This window comes from Streptomyces sp. NPDC002793, assembly GCF_040295485.1.
In the GTDB taxonomy this organism is placed as follows: domain Bacteria; phylum Actinomycetota; class Actinomycetes; order Streptomycetales; family Streptomycetaceae; genus Streptomyces.
In genome coordinates, this window is sequence record NZ_JBEOVL010000016.1 from 85,950 (window position 1) to 103,288 (window position 17,339).

Sequence of the window (17,339 nt, forward strand, 5' to 3'; positions counted from 1 at the left end):
CGCACCCTGACAGCCCGCGAACCGGAGGGCTCCCGGTGCGCGACCGTGTGACCGGGCCGGTCGGCCTCTGACGGAACCACCATCAGCCGGGGCGGCCTGGCGGCGGGCGGCCGCCCGGGTACGGGCGCGGGGGCGGTCCTGCTGCTTGCGGTCGGTCTCGTACTGGGCGTGCTGCGTCGTCCGGAGGCTCACCGGGCCGGGCGCCAGGCCCGGTGAGCTGATGGCAGCCTGTGTCCCGGCCGGTGGCGGTGGGGAACGCGCACCCGCCGCCACCGCTACCAAGTCGTCACGAGATTCCGCCGGTTACGGGCGCTCCCCCTTCGTGTCCACCACGGCGCGCTGGAGTACCGCCGTGGTCCCCAGCACCTGGCCCGCCTCGATCTTGTCGATCGCCTTCGTCGCCACGTTGCGCACCCCGATGAGTTCCAGGGTCTTCTTGTCGAAGATCAGCTCGTCGCGGACCCCCGGGTTGTACGAGTCGTAGCGCGCCACCGCGACACCGTGACGGCCCTCGGCGTTGACCGCGTCGGGCACCACGACCACCCCGGGGATCTTCGCCGCCGCGCGGAAGAACGCGGCGCTGACGTCCGGCGGCATCAGCGACTCGTGGAGGAGGTCACCGACGAGGACGAACGCGTCCTGGTCGGGATTGCGCTCCTCACCACTCTCACCCCCCTGGGAGCGCAGCCACTTCAGCATCGCGTCCGCGTCCGTCGGCAGTGTCTGGAGGTGCCGGTAGTGGGTGCTCGTCTCGTAGCCGGGCTCACCGGGTGCCGGGGCGGGTTCCAGCTCCCTCTCGTCACCGAACTTGTCGCCCGGCTCACGGGACAGCCCCGGGCGGGTGCCGTCCACGGACATCCACACCTCACGCTCGTGGAGGGGTTCGAGCTCGGCCCCGATGGCTTCCGACATCGTCGCGTAGGCGACCAGGCTTCGGATGTAGACGAACTGGTCGTCCCGGACGTCGTCCGCCGGTGACTGCGCCGCGACCGTCGCGACGCGGTCGAGCAACGCCGCCGCACCGCCCTTGGTGTCGCCGTTGACCAGAGGGGCGAAGGCGTAGGTCGCCCTGCCGTCCTTGCCCACCGGGGAGCTGGTGCTGGCGCTGGTACTCGAGCCGGGACCGGCGCCGGAGCCACTGTCCCCTCCGGTCACCGTCACTCCCGTGATCACGGCGAGGGCCAGTACGGCCGCGATCGCGGGTCCCGCGACGACCGGCCGCGCCCACCTCCTGCGACGGCTCGTCGTCTCGTCCTCGGCCCGGGCTTGCCTGATCTCGCGCATCACATGCTCCTTGAGCTGGCGGTGACGGCCCGGGGGGAGGTCCCTCTCGGGGAGCGACGAGGTGTCGTGCGTCATCGGTTTCCCTCCTGTACGGGCAGGGCCGCATCGGTGCGGCCCTCTTTCATCTGTCCGGCTGCGCGCAGCGGTTCCCCGCTTTCTGCGGATGCCGCGAGCTTCCGCCGGGCCCTGGACAGCCGTGAGCGGACCGTTCCCGTGGGAATTCCGAGCGCCTCACCGGCTGCCGCGTAGTCGAGGCCCTCCCACACACAGAGCGCCAGCACCTCGCGCTCGTTGCGCCGCAGGGTGTCCAGGGCCAGCCGGACAGCGGCCAGCAACTCCGTGTCGTCGATACGGCTCGCGACCTCGTCGGCGAAGTCCCCGACCGCGCCACCCTGGGGGTTTGGGTGCAGACGTGACATCGCGGCTGCGTGCCGGGCCGCTGCCCGCCTGGTGTTGCGCACCATGTTCGTCGCGACCCCCAGCAACCAGGGCCGCAACGATCCGCCTTCGGCGTTCACCCGGCCTCGCAGCCTCCACACCTCGAGGAACGTCAACGAGACCACGTCCTCGGCCATGGACCAGTTCCCCGTCAGCCGGAACGCGTGGTTGTAGACGGAACGCGCGTATCTGTCGAACAGGTCGGCGAAGGCATCCTCGTCGCCGTCCCGAATGCGGACCCGCAGTGGTCTCTCCATGTCCCCTTATCTGTCCGGGGGTTCGGGGCGGTTCCCGTGACTCAGGTCACTGCAGCGGCTTCGGCCGGCAGCATCTCCTGTAGGGGTGGAAACCAACTGCCACCCTGACCCCCTGGTGTCAGTGGGCACATCTATCGTCGGCGCATGACTCAGGTGGACACCGCAGCGTTCGATCACGAGTGGGCTCGCTTCGAGTCATGGCTTTCGGCTCATTCGCCCGCCGATCAAGCGGCCTTGAGAGGGCCGGCGGCCCCTGAGGCGATAGCCAGGCTGGAATCGCGGTTGGGCTTCGCCCTGCACCCGGAGCTGAGGAGGCTTCTGGAGCTTCATGACGGCGCGGCCCCGCCTGTGGCCGAACCGGGCTCGTTCCCCCTGCCCGCCGGGACCTTTCTGCCGTTGGGACACCGCCTGAGCGGGGTGGACGACATGGTGATGATGCACGAGATCCTCGTGGGCGTCGGCGAGAGCAACATCGAAGCCGATCTATGGGATGACGAGGAACTGGCTGTGAATCTGCACCTGTGCGTGCCGATCGCCCTGCCCAACGACGGGGGCGTCGCCTTCGTCGATCACCGCCCGGGGCCTTCGTACGGGCACGTGTACGAGATGGGCATCGGGTCGGGCGACCTCGACGGCACGCTCTGGGCCACCGGTCCGGCAGAGCTCTTCCGGGTCCTGGCCGACTCCCTGGAAAAGGGTTCCCCCTTCCTGTACTACCGGCCGTCGACCTACGAACAGGAGTCGGGCCACCACTGCGTCGAGTGGGAGATCGAAGCCTGACCACCGGCACCCCGGGCCTCCCGGGCACCAAGGCGACCGGGAGGCCACTTCTCGGCGAGCCCCCCGGTGACAACCAGGGGGCTCCGCCTCGCGGGCCGAAGCTCGGTGGTCACACCGTGAGCTTCACAGCCTCGAACCAGCTCTTGTTGTCGGTGGTGCCGACGAACATGTACTCGGGGCGGCTGTTCTTGCAGAACTGCGGGCCCCAGCCGCCGCCGCGCAACCTGGCCGAGTGGCAGACGCTCCCCTTGCCGACGTTCATGGCGAAGCCCGTCAGGAACGGGGCGCCCTGCTGCGGACTGCCTATGTAGTTGTCCTTGCCGTCCGCGACGAGGGCCGTCCAGCTCGGGGCCCACTTGGCGTTGCCGCTCGTCGAACCCTGGTCGTGCAGAAGGGCGTTGGCGGAGGATCCGCCGACGTTCCACACCGCGATGTTGAGGGCCGTGATCTGCTTGCCCTGGCCCGCCGTCCCGGCCATCGTCCCGTCGCACACCGGTGCCTGCCAGCCACTCCCGGACACGAAGGCCCGGTAGCAGATGTGCCGCCCCTCGGGGTCGGCCTGGGCGAGGCTGCTCAACGCGCCGGCAGCCGTGTTCGGCGGCGCCTTCGCCGTCACCGTGGCCGCGGGCTTGCGCTCAGGCTTGGTCGGCGGAGGCACCATCACCGGCTCGGCGACCGGCAACTCCGATGGCTTCCCCTGCGCCTTCTCCTTGCTCGGAGTCACGGAAGGGCTCGGCGACTTGCTGGTGTAGGTCTCCGGGGGCTCTGAGCGTTCGGTGCCCAGGATCGTGCCTGCCACGTTCTGCGTACGGTCCTTCTCGGGCTTGCGGTCGTCCTGGCCCGACACAAGGAACGGTACGGAGATCAGGATCGCGCCGATGATCGCGGCCGCGGCCAGTATCGATTTCTTCGGTCGGCTGCTGAGCGGTTCGCCGTCCGCGCGCGTACCCGCGCCCGCACTGCCGCTGACCGATGCCGCCGCGACTGCGACGACCGGGGTCCGGTCGACGGCACCGGTGGTCGTCTGCGCTGCGGCCGGGTCGGAGGCGGATGCAGCCGAAGCCGAAGCCGACGTGGCTTCCTCGGATTTCGCCGCCGACGGCTCCGGGACGCCGGTGCCGCGCGCGGCACCGGCGCCGGAAGCCGTGACTCCGGCGGTGCCCGCACCTTCGGGAGCCTCGTTCTCGGAGCTCTCGCTCGTCGGGCCCTGCGCGCCGGCGTCCGGGTCGGCCGCCGTGGACGACGTGTCCTTGCGGCCGACCGTACCGCCCGGCTTCAGGGCGTCACCTGGGTCCCCGGCCGCCCCCTGCATCGGCACCGCCCGGCGGGCCGAATCCGGCGAACTCCCGGACGCACCGGAGGACGTGCCCGAACTCGGCGGTATGCGTCTGGAAGGATCATGCTCACGTGCCATGCAATTTCCTCACTCATATGTGGGTTCGGCGTCGTGTCCCGCTCCGCACCCACGCACGACCGGACCTCGGTCTCCCCCGTCGACGGATGAGCGAAGTCCCGGGCGGAGCCAGCATATTGGCAGGCAGTAAGGGCTGACACTCCTGAACGGTTCGAGCCCGGGGCGACGGTACAGGAACTCCGTCGGCCATGGTCGGCCGACGGAGCCTGCCACCGACGGCCCGCCCCTTCGAGCCCCCGGGTGGCTGGAAGTGTGTCCGCCCGCTGCGGGGATACTTGATCTCCGTCTCGGGCTGTTCCCACCATCTGCCGTCCCACCGGCGCGTCAGCTGGAGGAGCGCACCCCACCCCCGGTGGGGAGCGTGCCCGGCCGCTTCAGTCGATGACCGCCGTGGCCTCCACCTCCACCAGGTGCTCCGGGATGTCGAGCGCCACGATCCCGAAGAGCGAGGCCGGCGGAGCCGCGGTGATCCCCAGCCTCTCGGTGGCCCGGGCGATGCCCGCGAGGACCAGGTCCATCTTGTCGGGGGTCCAGTCGACGACGTACACCGTCAGCTTCGTCACGTCGTCGAAGGTGGCGCCGACTGCCGCCAGCGCGGTGCTGACGTTCACGTAGCACTGCTCGACCTGGGCGGTGAGGTCGCCTTCGCCGACCGTGACGCCGTCGACGTCCCAGGCGACCTGGCCGGCGACGGAGACCAGCTTCGTGCCGGTCGCGACGGACACGTGGTGGTAGATACCGGTCTCGGGAAGTCCGGCGGGGTTCACCAGGGTGATGGCCATGTCGTACGCCTCCTTGTCGCGCAGGCCGAGCGGCCCACACTTGCTCTCTTGTGGTTACTCAGGAACTGTAGGAGAGTGAGCGCTGACGTGGAAGAACGCACTTTTCAGTGACAGGGGAACCTCATGGTGACCAAGCAGTTCAGCGGCACTCCCGAGGAACAGGCCGACCTGAGGCGGGCGGATTCGCTCGCGCGGGAGATCTTCTCGGACGTCGCCAACAAATGGGCGCTGTTGATCATCGAGGTCCTGGGCGAGGGAACTCTGCGCTTCAGCGAGCTGCGGTCCGAGGTCGAGGGGATCAGCCACAAGATGCTCACCCAGAACCTGCGCATGCTGGAGCGCAACGGCCTGGTCGAGAGGACCGTGTACCCCACGGTTCCGCCGAAGGTCGAGTACACCCTGACCGAGCCGGGCCAGGGGCTACGGAAGACGGTCGACGTGATGTGTGACTGGACCCACCGGAACATCGGGCACATCGAGGCGGCCCGGAGCGGCTTCGACGGCGGCTGACGCCGGACGACGCGCCGCCGGGCCCGAGGATCCCTGCCCCGGAGCCCGGCGCCCGCCCCTCAGGTGGACGTCAGACCCAGGTACTGGTGGAGCGCTTCCCGTTGGTCGGGCGTGGCGAGGACCATGACGCTGCCGTAGCCGGCGCCTGACTCGCGCGCGAAGCCGACCTGGCGCCAAGAGCGCGGATCGTCGCCGTGGGCGGTTTCGGCGATGGCCCGGCAGGCCGCCCCGTGGTCGTAGTAGTCCTCCGCGAAGTGCTCGGCCGGGACGGACACCGGCTCACCGTCCCTCTCGAACGCGAGAGCATCGCGGCGGCCGCCCGCGAAGTCGCCTTCGCCCGCGACGATCCGGACGTCGGAGATGGTGACCCTGCCGCCGGCGGCCTCGGCGGCAGCCGCCAGCAGGCTCGCGTAACCGTCGCGGAGGGAGTCGATGTCGTCGGCGTGCACCGAGACCGCGACTCCGAAGCTCTCCAACGCCTGGGCCGCCGCGTACTGGTCCAGTTGGACGTCCGCATAGGCGGCGGCGCGTTCGAGAACGCTGTGCGCCTTCTCCTCGGACACCATGCCGGTCTCGTGGAGGAGCGCGCCTATGCACCTGTAGGTCTTGGTGAATTCTTTCGGCATCCTGGAGATCCTGCCAGCCGCAGAACGCGCGCGGTCCGGAAAGCGGAATGGGGCCCGGCCCACAGGCCGGACCCCCCTCGCTCTCCCCCTCCGTCGGGCTTCCCGATCCCCCCGGACCCCTCCCCGGAAGTCCCGACGCTGAGTACGACCGGGGGAGGTACGCAAAGGTTGCACGCCTTGACGATCTCTTTACCTTTGCGTGACCAACCGGCTCTCAGCAGGCGTGTTCCAGATACCGGGCGGCCACTTCGGCGATCACTTCGGCGCCGTCACGGGCCCAGAGCCCTTCGTTGAAGATCTCCACCTCGATCGGCCCGTCGAAGCCGGTCGCCTCGACCTGACGGCGCATCGCGCGGAAGTCCACGCTCCCGTCCCCCAGTTGGCCCCGGCCCACCAGAACGCCCGCCGGAAGCGGAGTGACCCAGTCGGCCAGCTGGAACGAGTGGATCCGGCCACCGGCCCCCGCCCTCGCGATCTGCGCGGGCACCTGGTCGTCCCACCAGATGTGGTAGGCGTCCACGACCACCCCGACCTGCTCGGCGGGGAAGCGCTCCGCGAGGTCCAGGGCCTGCGACAGCGTGGAGACGACGCAGCGGTCCGACGCGAACATCGGGTGCAGCGGTTCGATCGCGAGCCGGACGCCACGCTCGAAGGCGTACGGGGCGAGCTCGCCCAGCGCCTCGGCGATGCGCTCCCGCGCGGCGTACAGGTCCTTCTCCCCGTCGGGGAGCCCGCCGGAGACCAGGACCAGGGTGTCGGTGTTCAGCCCGGCCGCCTCGTCGACCGCCGCACGGTTGTCGTCCAGCGCGCGGGCGCGCTCGGCGGGGTCGGTCGCGGTGAGGAAGCCACCGCGGCAGAGGCTGGTGACGGTGAGGCCGGCGTCCTTCATCAGCCGTCCCGCGCGCTCGACGCCGTACTCCTGCACCGGCGCGCGCCACAGGCCGACGTTGCCGATGCCCGCCTTGGCGCAGCCCTCGACGAGCTCCGGCAGTGACAGCTGCCGGACCGTCTCCTGGTTGATGGACAGGCGGGAGAGATCGGTGCTCATCGGCTTCCTCCGTGGACGGACAGCAGCGCCCGCATGCGCGCCTCGGCCAGCTCGGGGTCCGGGAACAGCCCGAGCCGGTCCGCCAGTTCGTACGCCTTCGCCAGGTGCGGCAGCGACCGGGCGGACTGCAGACCGCCGACCATCGTGAAGTGGTCCTGGTGGCCCGCGAGCCAGGCGAGGAAGACGACGCCCGTCTTGTAGAAGCGGGTCGGGGCCTCGAACAGGTGGCGCGACAGCTCGACCGTGGGGTCCAGGAGGGCGCGGAAGCCCTCGGTGTCCCCGGTGTCCAGGACCCGCACCGCGTGCGCGGCCAGCGGGCCCAGCGGGTCGAAGATGCCGAGCAGGGCGTGGCTGAAGCCCCGGTCGTCACCCGCGATCAGCTCGGGGTAGTTGAAGTCGTCGCCGGTGTAGCAGCGCACCCCGCTGGGAAGGCGGCGCCGTACGTCGATCTCGCGCTCCGCGTCCAGGAGCGAGATCTTGATGCCGTCGACCTTGTCCGGGTGCTCGCCGATGACCTTCAGGAAGGTGTCCGTGGCGGCGTCGAGGTCCGAGCTGCCCCAGTAGCCCTCCAGCGCCGGGTCGAACATGGGGCCGAGCCAGTGCAGGACGACCGGCTCCGTGGCCTGGCGCAGGAGATGGGCGTACGTCTCCAGGTAGTCCTCCGGGCCGTTCGCCGCGGCGGCGAGCGCGCGGGAGGCCATCAGGATGGCCTGCGCGCCGCTCTCCTCGACCAGGGCGAGCTGCTCCTCGTACGCGGCGCGCACCTCGGGCAGGGTGGCGGGGCCGGTGAGCTGGTCGGTGCCGACGCCGCAGGCGATCCTGCCGCCCACGGACTTCGCCTCGGCGGCCGAGCGGCGGATCAGCTCCGCCGCTCCGGCCCAGTCCAGGCCCATGCCGCGCTGCGCGGTGTCCATGGCCTCGGCGACGCCCAGGCCGTGCGCCCAGAGGTGCCGGCGGAAGGCGAGGGTGGCGTCCCAGTCGACGGCGACGGGGTCGTCGGGGCTGATGTCGGCGTACGGGTCGGCGACGACATGGGCGGCGGAGAAGACCGTGCGGGAGGCGAGCGGCACCCCGGACGGTGCCAGGTCGAGCGGGGTGGCCCGGGGTTCGTAGGGCCCCTGGGGGAGATGGATGGTCACAGGCTCAGCTCCGGTACGTCGAAGCGGCGGCCCTCGGCGGACGACTTGAGGCCGAGCTCGGCGAGCTGGACGCCGCGGGCGCCGGCCATCAGGTCCCAGGTGTAGGGCTCGTCGAGGACGATGTGGCGCAGGAAGAGCTCCCACTGGGCCTTGAAGCCGTTGTCGAACTCGGCGTTGTCGGGGACTTCCTGCCACTGGTCGCGGAAGGGCTCGGTGACCGGGAGGTCCGGGTTCCAGACCGGCTTGGGGGTCGCCGAGCGGTGCTGGACACGGCAGTTGCGGAGGCCCGCGACGGCGGAACCGTGGGTGCCGTCGACCTGGAACTCGACGAGCTCGTCACGGTTGACGCGCACGGCCCAGGAGGAGTTGATCTGGGCGACGGCGCCGCCCGCCAGCTGGAAGGTGCCGTACGCGGCGTCGTCGGCGGTGGCGGCGTAGGGCTTGCCCTGCTCGTCCCAGCGCTGCGGGATGTGGGTCTGCACGTGCGCGGAGACGCTCGTGACCTGGCCGAACAACTCGTGCAGGACGTACTCCCAGTGCGGGAACATGTCGACGACGATGCCGCCGCCGTCCTCCGCGCGGTAGTTCCACGACGGGCGCTGGGCGTCCTGCCAGTCGCCCTCGAAGACCCAGTAGCCGAACTCGCCGCGCACGGAGAGGATCTCGCCGAAGAAGCCGCCGTCGATGAGGCGCTTCAGCTTGAGCAGCCCGGGGAGGAAGATCTTGTCCTGGACGACGCCGTGCTTGATGCCGGCGTCACGGGCGAGGCGGGCCAGTTCGAGCGCGCCCTCGACGTCGGTGGCGGTGGGCTTCTCGGTGTAGATGTGCTTGCCCGCGGCGATCGCCTTCTTGATCGCCTCGACACGGGCCGAGGTGACCTGGGCGTCGAAGTAGATGTCGATGGACTCGTCGGCGAGCACCGCGTCCAGGTCGGTCGACCACTCGGTCAGGCCGTGCCGCGCGGCGAGCGCCTCCAGGGCGTGGGCGCGGCGGCCGACGAGCACGGGTTCCGGCCACAGCACGTCGCCGTCACCGAGATCGAGGCCGCCCTGCTCGCGGATCGCGAGGATCGAGCGCACCAGGTGCTGCCGGTACCCCATGCGTCCTGTGACGCCGTTCATGGCGATGCGCACTGTCCTGCGTGTCACGAAAGTTCCCTCCATACAGCCGTAGCAAGCGCTTTCTATGCAGTATGACGCTAGCCTGCCGACAGCGGCCCGGACAAGGGGGGCCGCTTCACAACTCCCCGGAGGAGAGCGATGACAGTCACCCTGGCGGACGTTGCGGCCCGCGCCCGGGTGTCCCCGGCCACCGTGTCCCGTGTCCTGAACGGCAACTATCCGGTGGCCTCGTCCACCCGGGAGCGGGTCCTGCGCGCCGTGGACGACCTGGACTACGTGCTGAACGGGCCGGCCAGCTCGCTCGCCGCCGCCACGTCCGATCTGGTGGGCATCCTGGTCAACGACATCGCCGACCCGTTCTTCGGCATCATGGCCGGAGCGGCGCAGAGCGAGATCGGCGGCCCGGGTGACGGCTCCGGCCGCGCGGGCGGCGAGAAGCTCGCCGTCGTCTGCAACACCGGCGGCTCCCCCGAGCGCGAACTCACCTATCTCACCCTGCTCCAGCGCCAGCGCGCCGCGGCCGTCGTCCTCACCGGCGGCGCGCTGGAGGACCCGGCCCACCAGGCGGCGATGGCCGCGAAGCTGGCCAAGCTCGCGGACGCCGGAACCCGGATCGTCTTCTGCGGCCGGCCCCCGCTGCCCGACTCCGACGCGGTGGTCGCCGCGCTGACCTTCGACAACCGGGTCGGCGCCAGGCGTCTCACCGAGCACCTGATCGCCCTGGGGCACCGCCGCATCGGTTACGTCGCCGGCCCCGTGGAACGCACCACGACCCGGCACCGGCTGGAGGGGCACCGCGAGGCCATGAAGGCCGCAGGGCTGTACGGCGACGAGGAGAACGTCACCGTGCACGGCCCGTACGACCGGAGCTCCGGCTACGACGCCACGCTCGAACTCCTGCGCCGCGAGCCCGGTGTGACGGCCGTGGTCGCCGCCAACGACACGGTGGCACTGGGTGCCTGCGCGGCCGTCCGGGACCTCGGGCTCCGCATCCCGGAGGACGTCTCGGTGGCCGGCTTCGACGACCTGCCGTTCTCGGTGGACGCCGTACCCGCCCTGACGACCGTGCGGCTGCCGCTGTTCGAGGCGGGGGCCCGGGCCGGCCGGCTGGCGATGGACAAGGAGACACCCCCGCCGGGGGGCGTGGCGACCATCGCCGCGGAGCTGATGGAACGGGGCTCGACGGCGCCGCCCCGGGCGGACTGAGGATTCTCCGCCGGGATCACGGGTACCGGTCAGACCGCGCCGACGAAAGGACACAGACCGTGAAGCTCGCTTTCTCGACCCTCGGAGTCCCGGGGATGCCCATGGCGGACGTGGTGCGGCTCGCCGCCGGGACCGGCTACCAGGGCGTGGAGCTGCGCGCCCACCCGGAGGAGCCGGTCCACCCCGGCCTCACGCGGCCCGAACGGGCCTCCGTGGTCGAGGAGTTCGCGCAGGGCGGGGTGGAGATCCTGACCGTCGCCGGGTATGCGCGGGTCGCCGCCGAGGGCGAGGACGAACCGGTGCTCGCCGAGCTCGCCCAGCTGGTGGAGCTGGCCCACGACCTGGGCGCGGCGTACGTCCGGGTGTTCCCGGGCGGCGGGGACCAGGACCCCGCGGAGGCCGATGCGATCGGCGCACGGCGGCTGGGGGCCGCCGCCCCGCACGCCGCCGATCACGGCGTACGCATCCTCCTGGAGACCCACGACTCGCACCGCGCCGGTGCTGATGTGGCCCGGGTGGTCGGCACCGTCGGGCACGGGCAGATCGGCGCCATCTGGGACGTCATGCACACCTGGCTGGCCGGCGAGGAGCCCGTGGCCTCGCATGCGGTGCTGGCCCCGCACCTGGGATACGTACAGGTGAAGGACATCGCCTCCGCCGAGGACACCCTGCCCCTGCCCCTCGGAGCGGGGGTCCTGCCGCTGAAGGCCTGCCTGGACACCGTGGACACGGACGGCTGGGTCTGCTGGGAGTACGAGAAGCGCTGGTACGCCGGGGCCGCCGAGCTGCCGGGGCTGCTGGCGGCGGGCCGGGAGCACCTGCTGCGGCTGGGCGCGCCGAAGCAGTAGGTTTCAGGCCCGCGCCTCCTGAACCTCCTGGGGCTCCGGCAGCGGTGGTGCGGCAGCGCGGCGGGGCCCGGTGAGCGAGGTCAGGGCCACTCCCCCGACCAGCAGCACCGCCGCGCACCACCGCAGGGGACTGACCGGCTCGCCGAGGAGGAGCGCGGCCGAGGACATCCCGAAGACGGGCACGAGCAGGGTGAACGGCGCCACGGACGAGGCCGGGTGGTGGCGGAGCAGGAAGCCCCAGGCCGCGAAGCCGAAGACGGTGGAGACCCAGGCGACGTAGACGATGATGCCGACGCCGCTCCGGTCGAGCGCGGCCAGGGCCGCCATGTCACGGTCCCAGCCCTCGAAGAGCAGGGACAGCGCGAGGAGCGGCAGTACGGGCACGGTCGAGACCCAGACCATGAAGTTGAGGGAGTCGGGCGGGGCCGCCTTGCGGGTGATCACGTTGGAGACGCCCCAGCACGCAGCCGCCGCGATCACCAGGACGAAGGCGAGGACGGGCCCGCCCGCCCCCTCGTCGACCGCGGCCACGCCGATGCCCGCGAGCGCGACACCCATGCCCAGGACCCGTGTCCTGCCGGGCCGTTCGGACAGGACCAGGGCCGCGAACAGTGCGGTGAAGACGGCCTGCACCTGGAGGACCAGGGAGGAGAGCCCCGCCGGCATCCCCTGGTCCATGCCGATGAAGAGCAGCCCGAATTTGGCCACCCCCAGGGCGAGACCCACGCCGACGATGTACCTCCAGGCCACCGTGGGCCTGCCGACGAGGAACACGGCGGGCACCGCGGCGACGAGGAAGCGCAGGGCGGAGAAGAGCAGCGGCGGGAAGTGGTCGAGACCCAGCTCGACGACGACGAAGTTCACACCCCAGACGGCGGCGACCAGCGCGGCCAGGGCGATGTGGAGGGGACGCATGGACCGAGCATCCGACGCCAGGACCGTGTAGCACCAGCGCGGATTCCTTCATGGTTCGATTGAGTACCGCTTACTGTTTCCGCTCCGCCCGGAGGCCCCCGTGCTCGACCTGTCCCGGCTGCGTGCCCTGCACGCCGTCTCCGTCCATGGCTCCGTCGCGGGTGCTGCCGCCGCACTCGGCTACACCGCTTCCGCGGTCTCCCAGCAGATCACCAAACTGGAGCGGGAGACCCGTACGATGCTTCTGGAGCGGCGGGGGCGCGGGGTGGCGCTCACCGAGGAGGCCCTTCATCTCGCGGAGACCGCCCAGCGGTTGCTGGCGATCGTGGAGCAGGCCGAGACGACGCTGGAACAGCGCAGGGGGCAGCCGACGGGGCGGCTGTCCATCGCCGCCTTCGCCTCGGCGGCGCGAGGGCTGCTGCCGGGCGTGCTGGCCGAGCTGGAGCGGGAGCACCCGGCGCTGGACGCGCGGCTCACCGAGGTCGATCCGCATCTCTCGGTGGACCTGGTGGCGAAGGGCGTGATCGATCTCGCGGTGGCCCACGACTGGGACATCAGCCCGCTGCCCGCCCCCGAGGGCGTCGCGCAGGCGGTGCTCGGCGACGACCGCTGCGATCTGCTGGTGCCCGAGGGGCACCCGCTCGCCGGCCGGGAGGCGGTGCGACGGGAGGAGCTGGCCAAGGAGCGGTGGGTGTGCCAGCCGCCCGGCACGGTGTGCCACGACTGGCTCGTACGGACGCTGCGGGCGGCGGGGTACGAGCCGGACATCCGGCACCGGGCGGAGGAGAACCACACGCAGCTGGCCCTGGTCGCGGCGGGGCTCGGCGTGGCGATGATCCCCCGGCTGGGCCGGGGGCCGCTGCCGCCGGGCGTGATCGCGGTGCGGCTGGACCCCGTGCCGGTGCGGCGGCTGTACGCGCTGTGGCGCACGGAGGCGGCGCGACGGCCCGCGATCATCGCCGCGGTGTCGGCGCTGCAGGGGCACGGCACAGGGGCGGGTCTCTCCTGAGGCCGTGCCCGGTGCCCGTCCCGCCGGGACACCACTCGTCCCTCCGCGAGTCACGCCGTTTCCGGGCCGCCCCCTTGACTGGTAGTTACTTTCCATATATCCGTACCTTCTTGGAAGTTTCTTTCAGCACCGGAAGGGGCTCACGTGCACCACCGCACCTCCAGACGCACCCTCCTCACCGCCACCGCGGCAACCGCCGCAGCCGCGGCGACCGGCGTCGCCGCTCTTCCCGGCGCCGCACAGGCAGCCGGCTCGGCCACCTCCCCGGACAGCCGCCTCAAGCGGCTCATCGCCCGGATGAGCCTGGAGGAGAAGGTCGGCCAGCTCTTCGTGATGCGGGTGTACGGGCACTCGGCCACCGAGCCGGACCAGGCGGACGTCGACGCCAACCTCGAAGAGATCGGGGTCCGGGACGCGGCCGAGCTGATCTCGACGTATCACGTCGGCGGCATCATCTACTTCGCCTGGGCGCACAACACCCGTGACCCGCACCAGATCGCCGAGCTCTCCAACGGCATCCAGCGGGCCGGGCTCGCCGGGCCCACGCCGCTGCCGCTCCTCGTCTCCACCGACCAGGAACACGGCATCGTGTGCCGCGTCGGTGAACCCGCGACGCTGCTGCCGGGCGCGATGGCCCTGGGCGCGGGCGGCTCACGCTCCGACGCGCGCCGGGCGGGCAGGATCGCCGGTGCCGAACTGGCGGCGCTGGGCATCAACCAGAACTACGCGCCGGACGCGGACGTCAACGTCAACCCGGCCAACCCCGTCATCGGCGTACGCTCCTTCGGCTCCGACCCGGAGTCGGTGGCCGGGCTGGTCACGGCGCAGGTGAAGGGGTACCGAAGCGCCGGGGTCGCCTCCACCGCCAAACACTTCCCCGGCCACGGCGACACCAGCACCGACAGCCACACCGGTCTGCCCTACATCCACCACACCCGCGAGCAGTGGGCCGAGCTGGACGCACCGCCGTTCCGGGCAGCCGTCGCGGCCGGTATCGACTCGATCATGACGGCGCACATCGTGGTGCCGGCCCTGGACCCGTCGGAGGACCCGGCCACCCTGTCCCGCCCGATCCTCACCGGCATCCTGCGTGAGGAACTCGGCTACGACGGTGTCGTGGTCACGGACGCCCTGGGCATGGAGGGCGTCCGCACGAAGTACGGCGACGAGCGCGTCCCCGTCCTCGCCCTGCTCGCCGGGGTCGACCAGCTCCTCAACCCGCCGGATCTGAAGGTCGCGTGGACCGCCGTCCTGAACGCCGTGAGGAGCGGCGAGATCAGCGAGGCCCGCATCGAGGAATCGATCCTGCGCATCCTGCGGCTGAAGGCGAAGCTCGGGCTGTTCCGCGACCCGTACGTCACCCGCCGGGGCGTCGACCGGACCGTCGGCGTCCCCGCGCACCTCGCCGCGGCCGACCGGATCGCCGAGCGGACCACCACACTGCTGGCCAACACCGGTGCGGTGCTGCCCCTTTCCCGACGGTCCCACCGGAAGCTCCTGGTGGTCGGCGCCGACCCGGCCTCGCCCTCCGGTACGACCGGCCCCCCGACGGCCACGCTGGCCGGGGCCTTCGAGGAGCTGGGGTACACCGCGACCGCCCTGTCCACCGGCACGGCGCCCTCCCAGGCGAAGATCGCGGAGGCCGTGGCCGCAGCGGAGGGCAAGGACGCGGTGATCGTGGGCACGTACAACGTGACCGCGACCAGCTCCCAGCGCACCCTGGTCAGCGCCCTCGCGGCGACCGGCGTCCCGGTGATCACACTGGCGATCCGCAATCCGTACGACATCGCCCAGCTGGCCGGGACGGGCTACGCCGCGAGCCTCGCCGCGTACTCCTGGACGGACGTCGAACTGCGGGCCGCCGCCCGCGTGATCGCGGGGCGGGCCCGGCCGGAGGGGCGGTTGCCGGTCCCGGTGCAGCGGGCGGACGCCCCCACACAGGCGTTGTACCCCGTCGGCTACGGACTGTCGTACTGAGCGCTCCGACCGGCCGGCCGATGACACGACCGGGAGCCCGGCACATCAGCGTGTGCCGGGCCTCTCGGCCGGGTGGGTAGCCACGCGGACGTCCCGCTGGTAACCGAAGCATCACGGGCCTCCGTTTCCATACGCTGCCACGCGTCGCCTCAGGCACAATCGAGGCACACCGAAAACAACCTGGGGGGGGCGCGTCTCGTGGTTCAAGTGCGCATAAAAGAGGGTGTGTTGTGGGTGGGAGGCGAGGCTTATCCGATGCGGAACATCTCGCATGTGGCACAGCGGCGCCTGACGGTCGACCTGGGCAAGGCCTGGAAGGAATTCTTCCTCATCTCGCTGGGCTGGCTGTTCATCGGCGGGATCATCGCCGCCGTCTTCGATGTGATCGGCACGCTCATCCTGCTCGCGGTGGAAGGGCTGATCATCTGGTCACTCGTGGGCGACCTGCGCAAGCCGCCCCTGTACGGCCTGATCCTCAACACGTCGGGCACGCAGTTCGACGCGGTCTGGTCCACGCGGCAGAGCGAGATCGACGAACTGGTGCACACGGTCACCAGCGCGGTCGGCAAGCCCGAGGCGGCACAAGTGGTCTTCAACGTGGAGCACGCGGTGCACGGTGACCTGATCAAGCAGTACGGAAACCACAACATCGGCAAGGCCCAGCACAGCGGGCCGGGAAATATCGGTGGACGATGACCGGTGACGTCTTCCAGCAGACCGGTGATCACAACATCGGCAAGGCCGAACACCACGGTTCGGGTGACATCGTCGCGGGGGGCAAGAGCGCAGGGCCCGCCTCGGCGGACCCGAGACTCCGGGAACTGCTGGACCGGATCGAATCGCTCATGCCGCAGTTGAGCGACGAGGACCGGGCCGGTATGGAAGAGGCGGTCGCGGAACTCGGCTCCGACCCCGAGCCAGGTCGCTTCAGAAGGATGCTCCAGCAGATCAACGGGATCGCGGGGCTCGTGGAGGCGGGTGCCCCTGTGGTCGCGGCTGTCAGAAGTCTGATGCTCGGCTGACACGCATCACCTGGGACCCCCGCCTCGACCGCGGCGACTCAGGGGCATGACAGAACCCGCGGGCCGTGTGGCCGGCGCCGATCTCGACGTTCCGGGCACACGGCCGGAGAGCAGGCAGCCGGTCCCGGTGCAGCGGGCGGACGCCCCCACACAGGCGTTGTACCCCGTCGGCTACGGACTGTCGTACCGCCCCTACGCCACACCCTCGACCTAATCACCCCAAAGAGCTAAAAACACCCGTGCACCTGGCGTGCCCCGCTCCTGCGGGTCACGCTGGGTGCACGCCCTTGCGGGCGCATCGGGGGGTTGATCATGGGAGAGCGCCGTGCCGTGGGGGTGTTGCGCGCCCTCGTGCCCGTCGTCGCGGTGCTCTGCCTGGGCGCCTGTCGGCAACCGGCGAACAGCGCGTCGGACACGCCCGTCGGCACTGCACCTTCGGGCTACGGGGTGGAGTTCCTCGGGCCGGCCGACTGCAGTTCGCGCGGCGAGGTGTTCCGCGAGGTGTGGTGCGGCAGCGAGAAGGCGCATGCGCGGGTGCTGGCCCGGTACACGGGCGCACCGTCGGGCGGGCCGGTCTGTCCGCCGACGACGGACTTCGTCCTGCACATCGGGCAGAACGGCCCCACCACCCCACCGGTGCCGTCCCGGAGCGGGCCTGAGGCATCGTCGAGCAGCCCCGCCGTGCCCCGTGGGTACGCGTGCATGCGCAATCTGGAGTCCCCGCACCCCGGCGATCCGGGGCAGGGCGGCGGCCCGCTGACGATCGTGGGGGACTGCGTCTACAGCTTCCGCGAGGGCGAGGTGCGGGAGACGGCCTGCGACGGATCGGGCGAGCGGCCCCCGCAGTTCGAGGTGGGCTCGGCGGTGACCCGGCGAGCCCTCTGCCCCGACACGACGGATCTCTTCGTGCAGCTGGGCGGGGACGAGCCGGTGGGCTGTGCCCGCCGGGTGCGAACAACACCC

Annotated in this window: 18 protein-coding genes and 1 pseudogene; 10 read left to right on the forward strand and 9 right to left on the reverse strand. The window is 71.2% G+C overall.

The window, feature by feature from the left end:
* Positions 1–303: 303 nt before the first annotated feature.
* Positions 304–1,359 (reverse strand): CU044_5270 family protein, encoded by a 1,056-nt coding sequence (locus ABT001_RS18025; protein ID WP_351278166.1) that lies wholly within the window; start codon positions 1,357–1,359, stop codon positions 304–306.
* Complete coding sequence (locus ABT001_RS18030; protein WP_351278169.1) at positions 1,356–1,979, reverse strand: RNA polymerase sigma factor; 624 nt, start codon at positions 1,977–1,979, stop codon at positions 1,356–1,358. Before ABT001_RS18030 ends, ABT001_RS18025 begins: the two co-directional genes overlap by 4 nt.
* A gap of 144 nt (positions 1,980–2,123) precedes the next feature.
* Between ABT001_RS18030 and ABT001_RS18035 the strand changes: the two genes are divergently transcribed.
* On the forward strand, positions 2,124–2,759 hold the full coding sequence (locus tag ABT001_RS18035) for an SMI1/KNR4 family protein (RefSeq protein ID WP_351278172.1): 636 nt from the start codon (positions 2,124–2,126) through the stop codon (positions 2,757–2,759).
* A gap of 109 nt (positions 2,760–2,868) precedes the next feature.
* On the opposite strand, the gene ABT001_RS18040 is transcribed toward ABT001_RS18035, so the two are convergent.
* Positions 2,869–4,173, reverse strand: a complete 1,305-nt coding sequence (locus tag ABT001_RS18040; RefSeq protein WP_351278175.1) for a hydrogenase expression protein HypA — start codon at positions 4,171–4,173, stop codon at positions 2,869–2,871.
* Between the two features lie 374 nt (positions 4,174–4,547).
* A complete protein-coding gene (locus ABT001_RS18045) occupies positions 4,548–4,955 on the reverse strand; it encodes a RidA family protein (RefSeq protein ID WP_351278178.1) in 408 nt (135 codons plus the stop codon).
* Positions 4,956–5,078: 123 nt separating this feature from the next.
* On the opposite strand from ABT001_RS18045, the gene ABT001_RS18050 reads away from it, so the two are divergent.
* Positions 5,079–5,465, forward strand: a complete 387-nt coding sequence (locus tag ABT001_RS18050; protein ID WP_351278180.1) for a winged helix-turn-helix transcriptional regulator — start codon at positions 5,079–5,081, stop codon at positions 5,463–5,465.
* Positions 5,466–5,524: 59 nt separating this feature from the next.
* Here the strand turns inward: ABT001_RS18050 and ABT001_RS18055 are convergent, their stop codons facing one another.
* The 4 genes from ABT001_RS18055 to ABT001_RS18070 all read right to left on the reverse strand — a co-directional run bounded on the left by ABT001_RS18055 (position 5,525) and on the right by ABT001_RS18070 (position 9,426).
* Positions 5,525–6,091 (reverse strand): hypothetical protein, encoded by a 567-nt coding sequence (locus ABT001_RS18055; RefSeq protein ID WP_351278183.1) that lies wholly within the window; start codon positions 6,089–6,091, stop codon positions 5,525–5,527.
* Positions 6,092–6,305: 214 nt separating this feature from the next.
* Positions 6,306–7,139 (reverse strand): sugar phosphate isomerase/epimerase family protein, encoded by an 834-nt coding sequence (locus ABT001_RS18060; RefSeq protein ID WP_351278186.1) that lies wholly within the window; start codon positions 7,137–7,139, stop codon positions 6,306–6,308.
* Complete coding sequence (locus ABT001_RS18065; RefSeq protein ID WP_351278189.1) at positions 7,136–8,278, reverse strand: dihydrodipicolinate synthase family protein; 1,143 nt, start codon at positions 8,276–8,278, stop codon at positions 7,136–7,138. The genes ABT001_RS18060 and ABT001_RS18065 overlap by 4 nt, the downstream gene beginning before the upstream one ends.
* Positions 8,275–9,426, reverse strand: coding sequence for a Gfo/Idh/MocA family protein (locus tag ABT001_RS18070; protein WP_351278191.1), 1,152 nt, complete (start codon positions 9,424–9,426; stop codon positions 8,275–8,277). Before ABT001_RS18070 ends, ABT001_RS18065 begins: the two co-directional genes overlap by 4 nt.
* Positions 9,427–9,537: 111 nt before the next feature.
* Here ABT001_RS18070 and ABT001_RS18075 point away from each other — a divergent pair, with 111 nt between their 5' ends.
* A complete protein-coding gene (locus ABT001_RS18075) occupies positions 9,538–10,605 on the forward strand; it encodes a LacI family DNA-binding transcriptional regulator (protein WP_351278193.1) in 1,068 nt (355 codons plus the stop codon).
* A gap of 59 nt (positions 10,606–10,664) precedes the next feature.
* Complete coding sequence (locus tag ABT001_RS18080) at positions 10,665–11,453, forward strand: sugar phosphate isomerase/epimerase family protein (RefSeq protein WP_351278195.1); 789 nt, start codon at positions 10,665–10,667, stop codon at positions 11,451–11,453.
* Positions 11,454–11,456: 3 nt separating this feature from the next.
* Here ABT001_RS18080 and ABT001_RS18085 read toward each other — a convergent pair whose 3' ends face one another.
* Positions 11,457–12,368, reverse strand: coding sequence for an EamA family transporter (locus ABT001_RS18085; protein ID WP_351278198.1), 912 nt, complete (start codon positions 12,366–12,368; stop codon positions 11,457–11,459).
* 100 nt (positions 12,369–12,468) lie between these two features.
* Here ABT001_RS18085 and ABT001_RS18090 point away from each other — a divergent pair, with 100 nt between their 5' ends.
* The 6 genes and pseudogenes from ABT001_RS18090 to ABT001_RS18115 all read left to right on the forward strand — a co-directional run.
* Complete coding sequence (locus ABT001_RS18090; RefSeq protein ID WP_351278201.1) at positions 12,469–13,377, forward strand: LysR family transcriptional regulator; 909 nt, start codon at positions 12,469–12,471, stop codon at positions 13,375–13,377.
* A gap of 144 nt (positions 13,378–13,521) precedes the next feature.
* Positions 13,522–15,354 (forward strand): glycoside hydrolase family 3 protein, encoded by a 1,833-nt coding sequence (locus ABT001_RS18095; RefSeq protein WP_351278203.1) that lies wholly within the window; start codon positions 13,522–13,524, stop codon positions 15,352–15,354.
* Positions 15,355–15,561: 207 nt separating this feature from the next.
* Positions 15,562–16,050, forward strand: coding sequence for a DUF6232 family protein (locus ABT001_RS18100; protein WP_351278206.1), 489 nt, complete (start codon positions 15,562–15,564; stop codon positions 16,048–16,050).
* Positions 16,047–16,376 (forward strand): hypothetical protein, encoded by a 330-nt coding sequence (locus ABT001_RS18105; RefSeq protein WP_351278208.1) that lies wholly within the window; start codon positions 16,047–16,049, stop codon positions 16,374–16,376. Before ABT001_RS18100 ends, ABT001_RS18105 begins: the two co-directional genes overlap by 4 nt.
* Before the next feature lie 46 nt (positions 16,377–16,422).
* On the forward strand, positions 16,423–16,590 hold the full coding sequence (locus tag ABT001_RS18110) for a hypothetical protein (RefSeq protein WP_351278210.1): 168 nt from the start codon (positions 16,423–16,425) through the stop codon (positions 16,588–16,590).
* Positions 16,591–16,688: 98 nt separating this feature from the next.
* Positions 16,689–17,327: pseudogene (locus ABT001_RS18115) on the forward strand (hypothetical protein); the annotation flags it as partial.
* Between the last annotated feature and the right edge of the window lie 12 nt (positions 17,328–17,339).

Coding starts and splice junctions, on each gene's coding strand:
- ABT001_RS18025 (WP_351278166.1), bottom strand. CDS start 1,359: ATGACGCACGACACCTCGTCGCTCCCCGAGAGGGACCTCCCCCCGGGC.
- ABT001_RS18030 (WP_351278169.1), bottom strand. CDS start 1,979: ATGGAGAGACCACTGCGGGTCCGCATTCGGGACGGCGACGAGGATGCC.
- ABT001_RS18035 (WP_351278172.1), top strand. CDS start 2,124: ATGACTCAGGTGGACACCGCAGCGTTCGATCACGAGTGGGCTCGCTTC.
- ABT001_RS18040 (WP_351278175.1), bottom strand. CDS start 4,173: ATGGCACGTGAGCATGATCCTTCCAGACGCATACCGCCGAGTTCGGGC.
- ABT001_RS18045 (WP_351278178.1), bottom strand. CDS start 4,955: ATGGCCATCACCCTGGTGAACCCCGCCGGACTTCCCGAGACCGGTATC.
- ABT001_RS18050 (WP_351278180.1), top strand. CDS start 5,079: ATGGTGACCAAGCAGTTCAGCGGCACTCCCGAGGAACAGGCCGACCTG.
- ABT001_RS18055 (WP_351278183.1), bottom strand. CDS start 6,091: ATGCCGAAAGAATTCACCAAGACCTACAGGTGCATAGGCGCGCTCCTC.
- ABT001_RS18060 (WP_351278186.1), bottom strand. CDS start 7,139: ATGAGCACCGATCTCTCCCGCCTGTCCATCAACCAGGAGACGGTCCGG.
- ABT001_RS18075 (WP_351278193.1), top strand. CDS start 9,538: ATGACAGTCACCCTGGCGGACGTTGCGGCCCGCGCCCGGGTGTCCCCG.
- ABT001_RS18085 (WP_351278198.1), bottom strand. CDS start 12,368: ATGCGTCCCCTCCACATCGCCCTGGCCGCGCTGGTCGCCGCCGTCTGG.
- ABT001_RS18105 (WP_351278208.1), top strand. CDS start 16,047: ATGACCGGTGACGTCTTCCAGCAGACCGGTGATCACAACATCGGCAAG.
- ABT001_RS18110 (WP_351278210.1), top strand. CDS start 16,423: ATGACAGAACCCGCGGGCCGTGTGGCCGGCGCCGATCTCGACGTTCCG.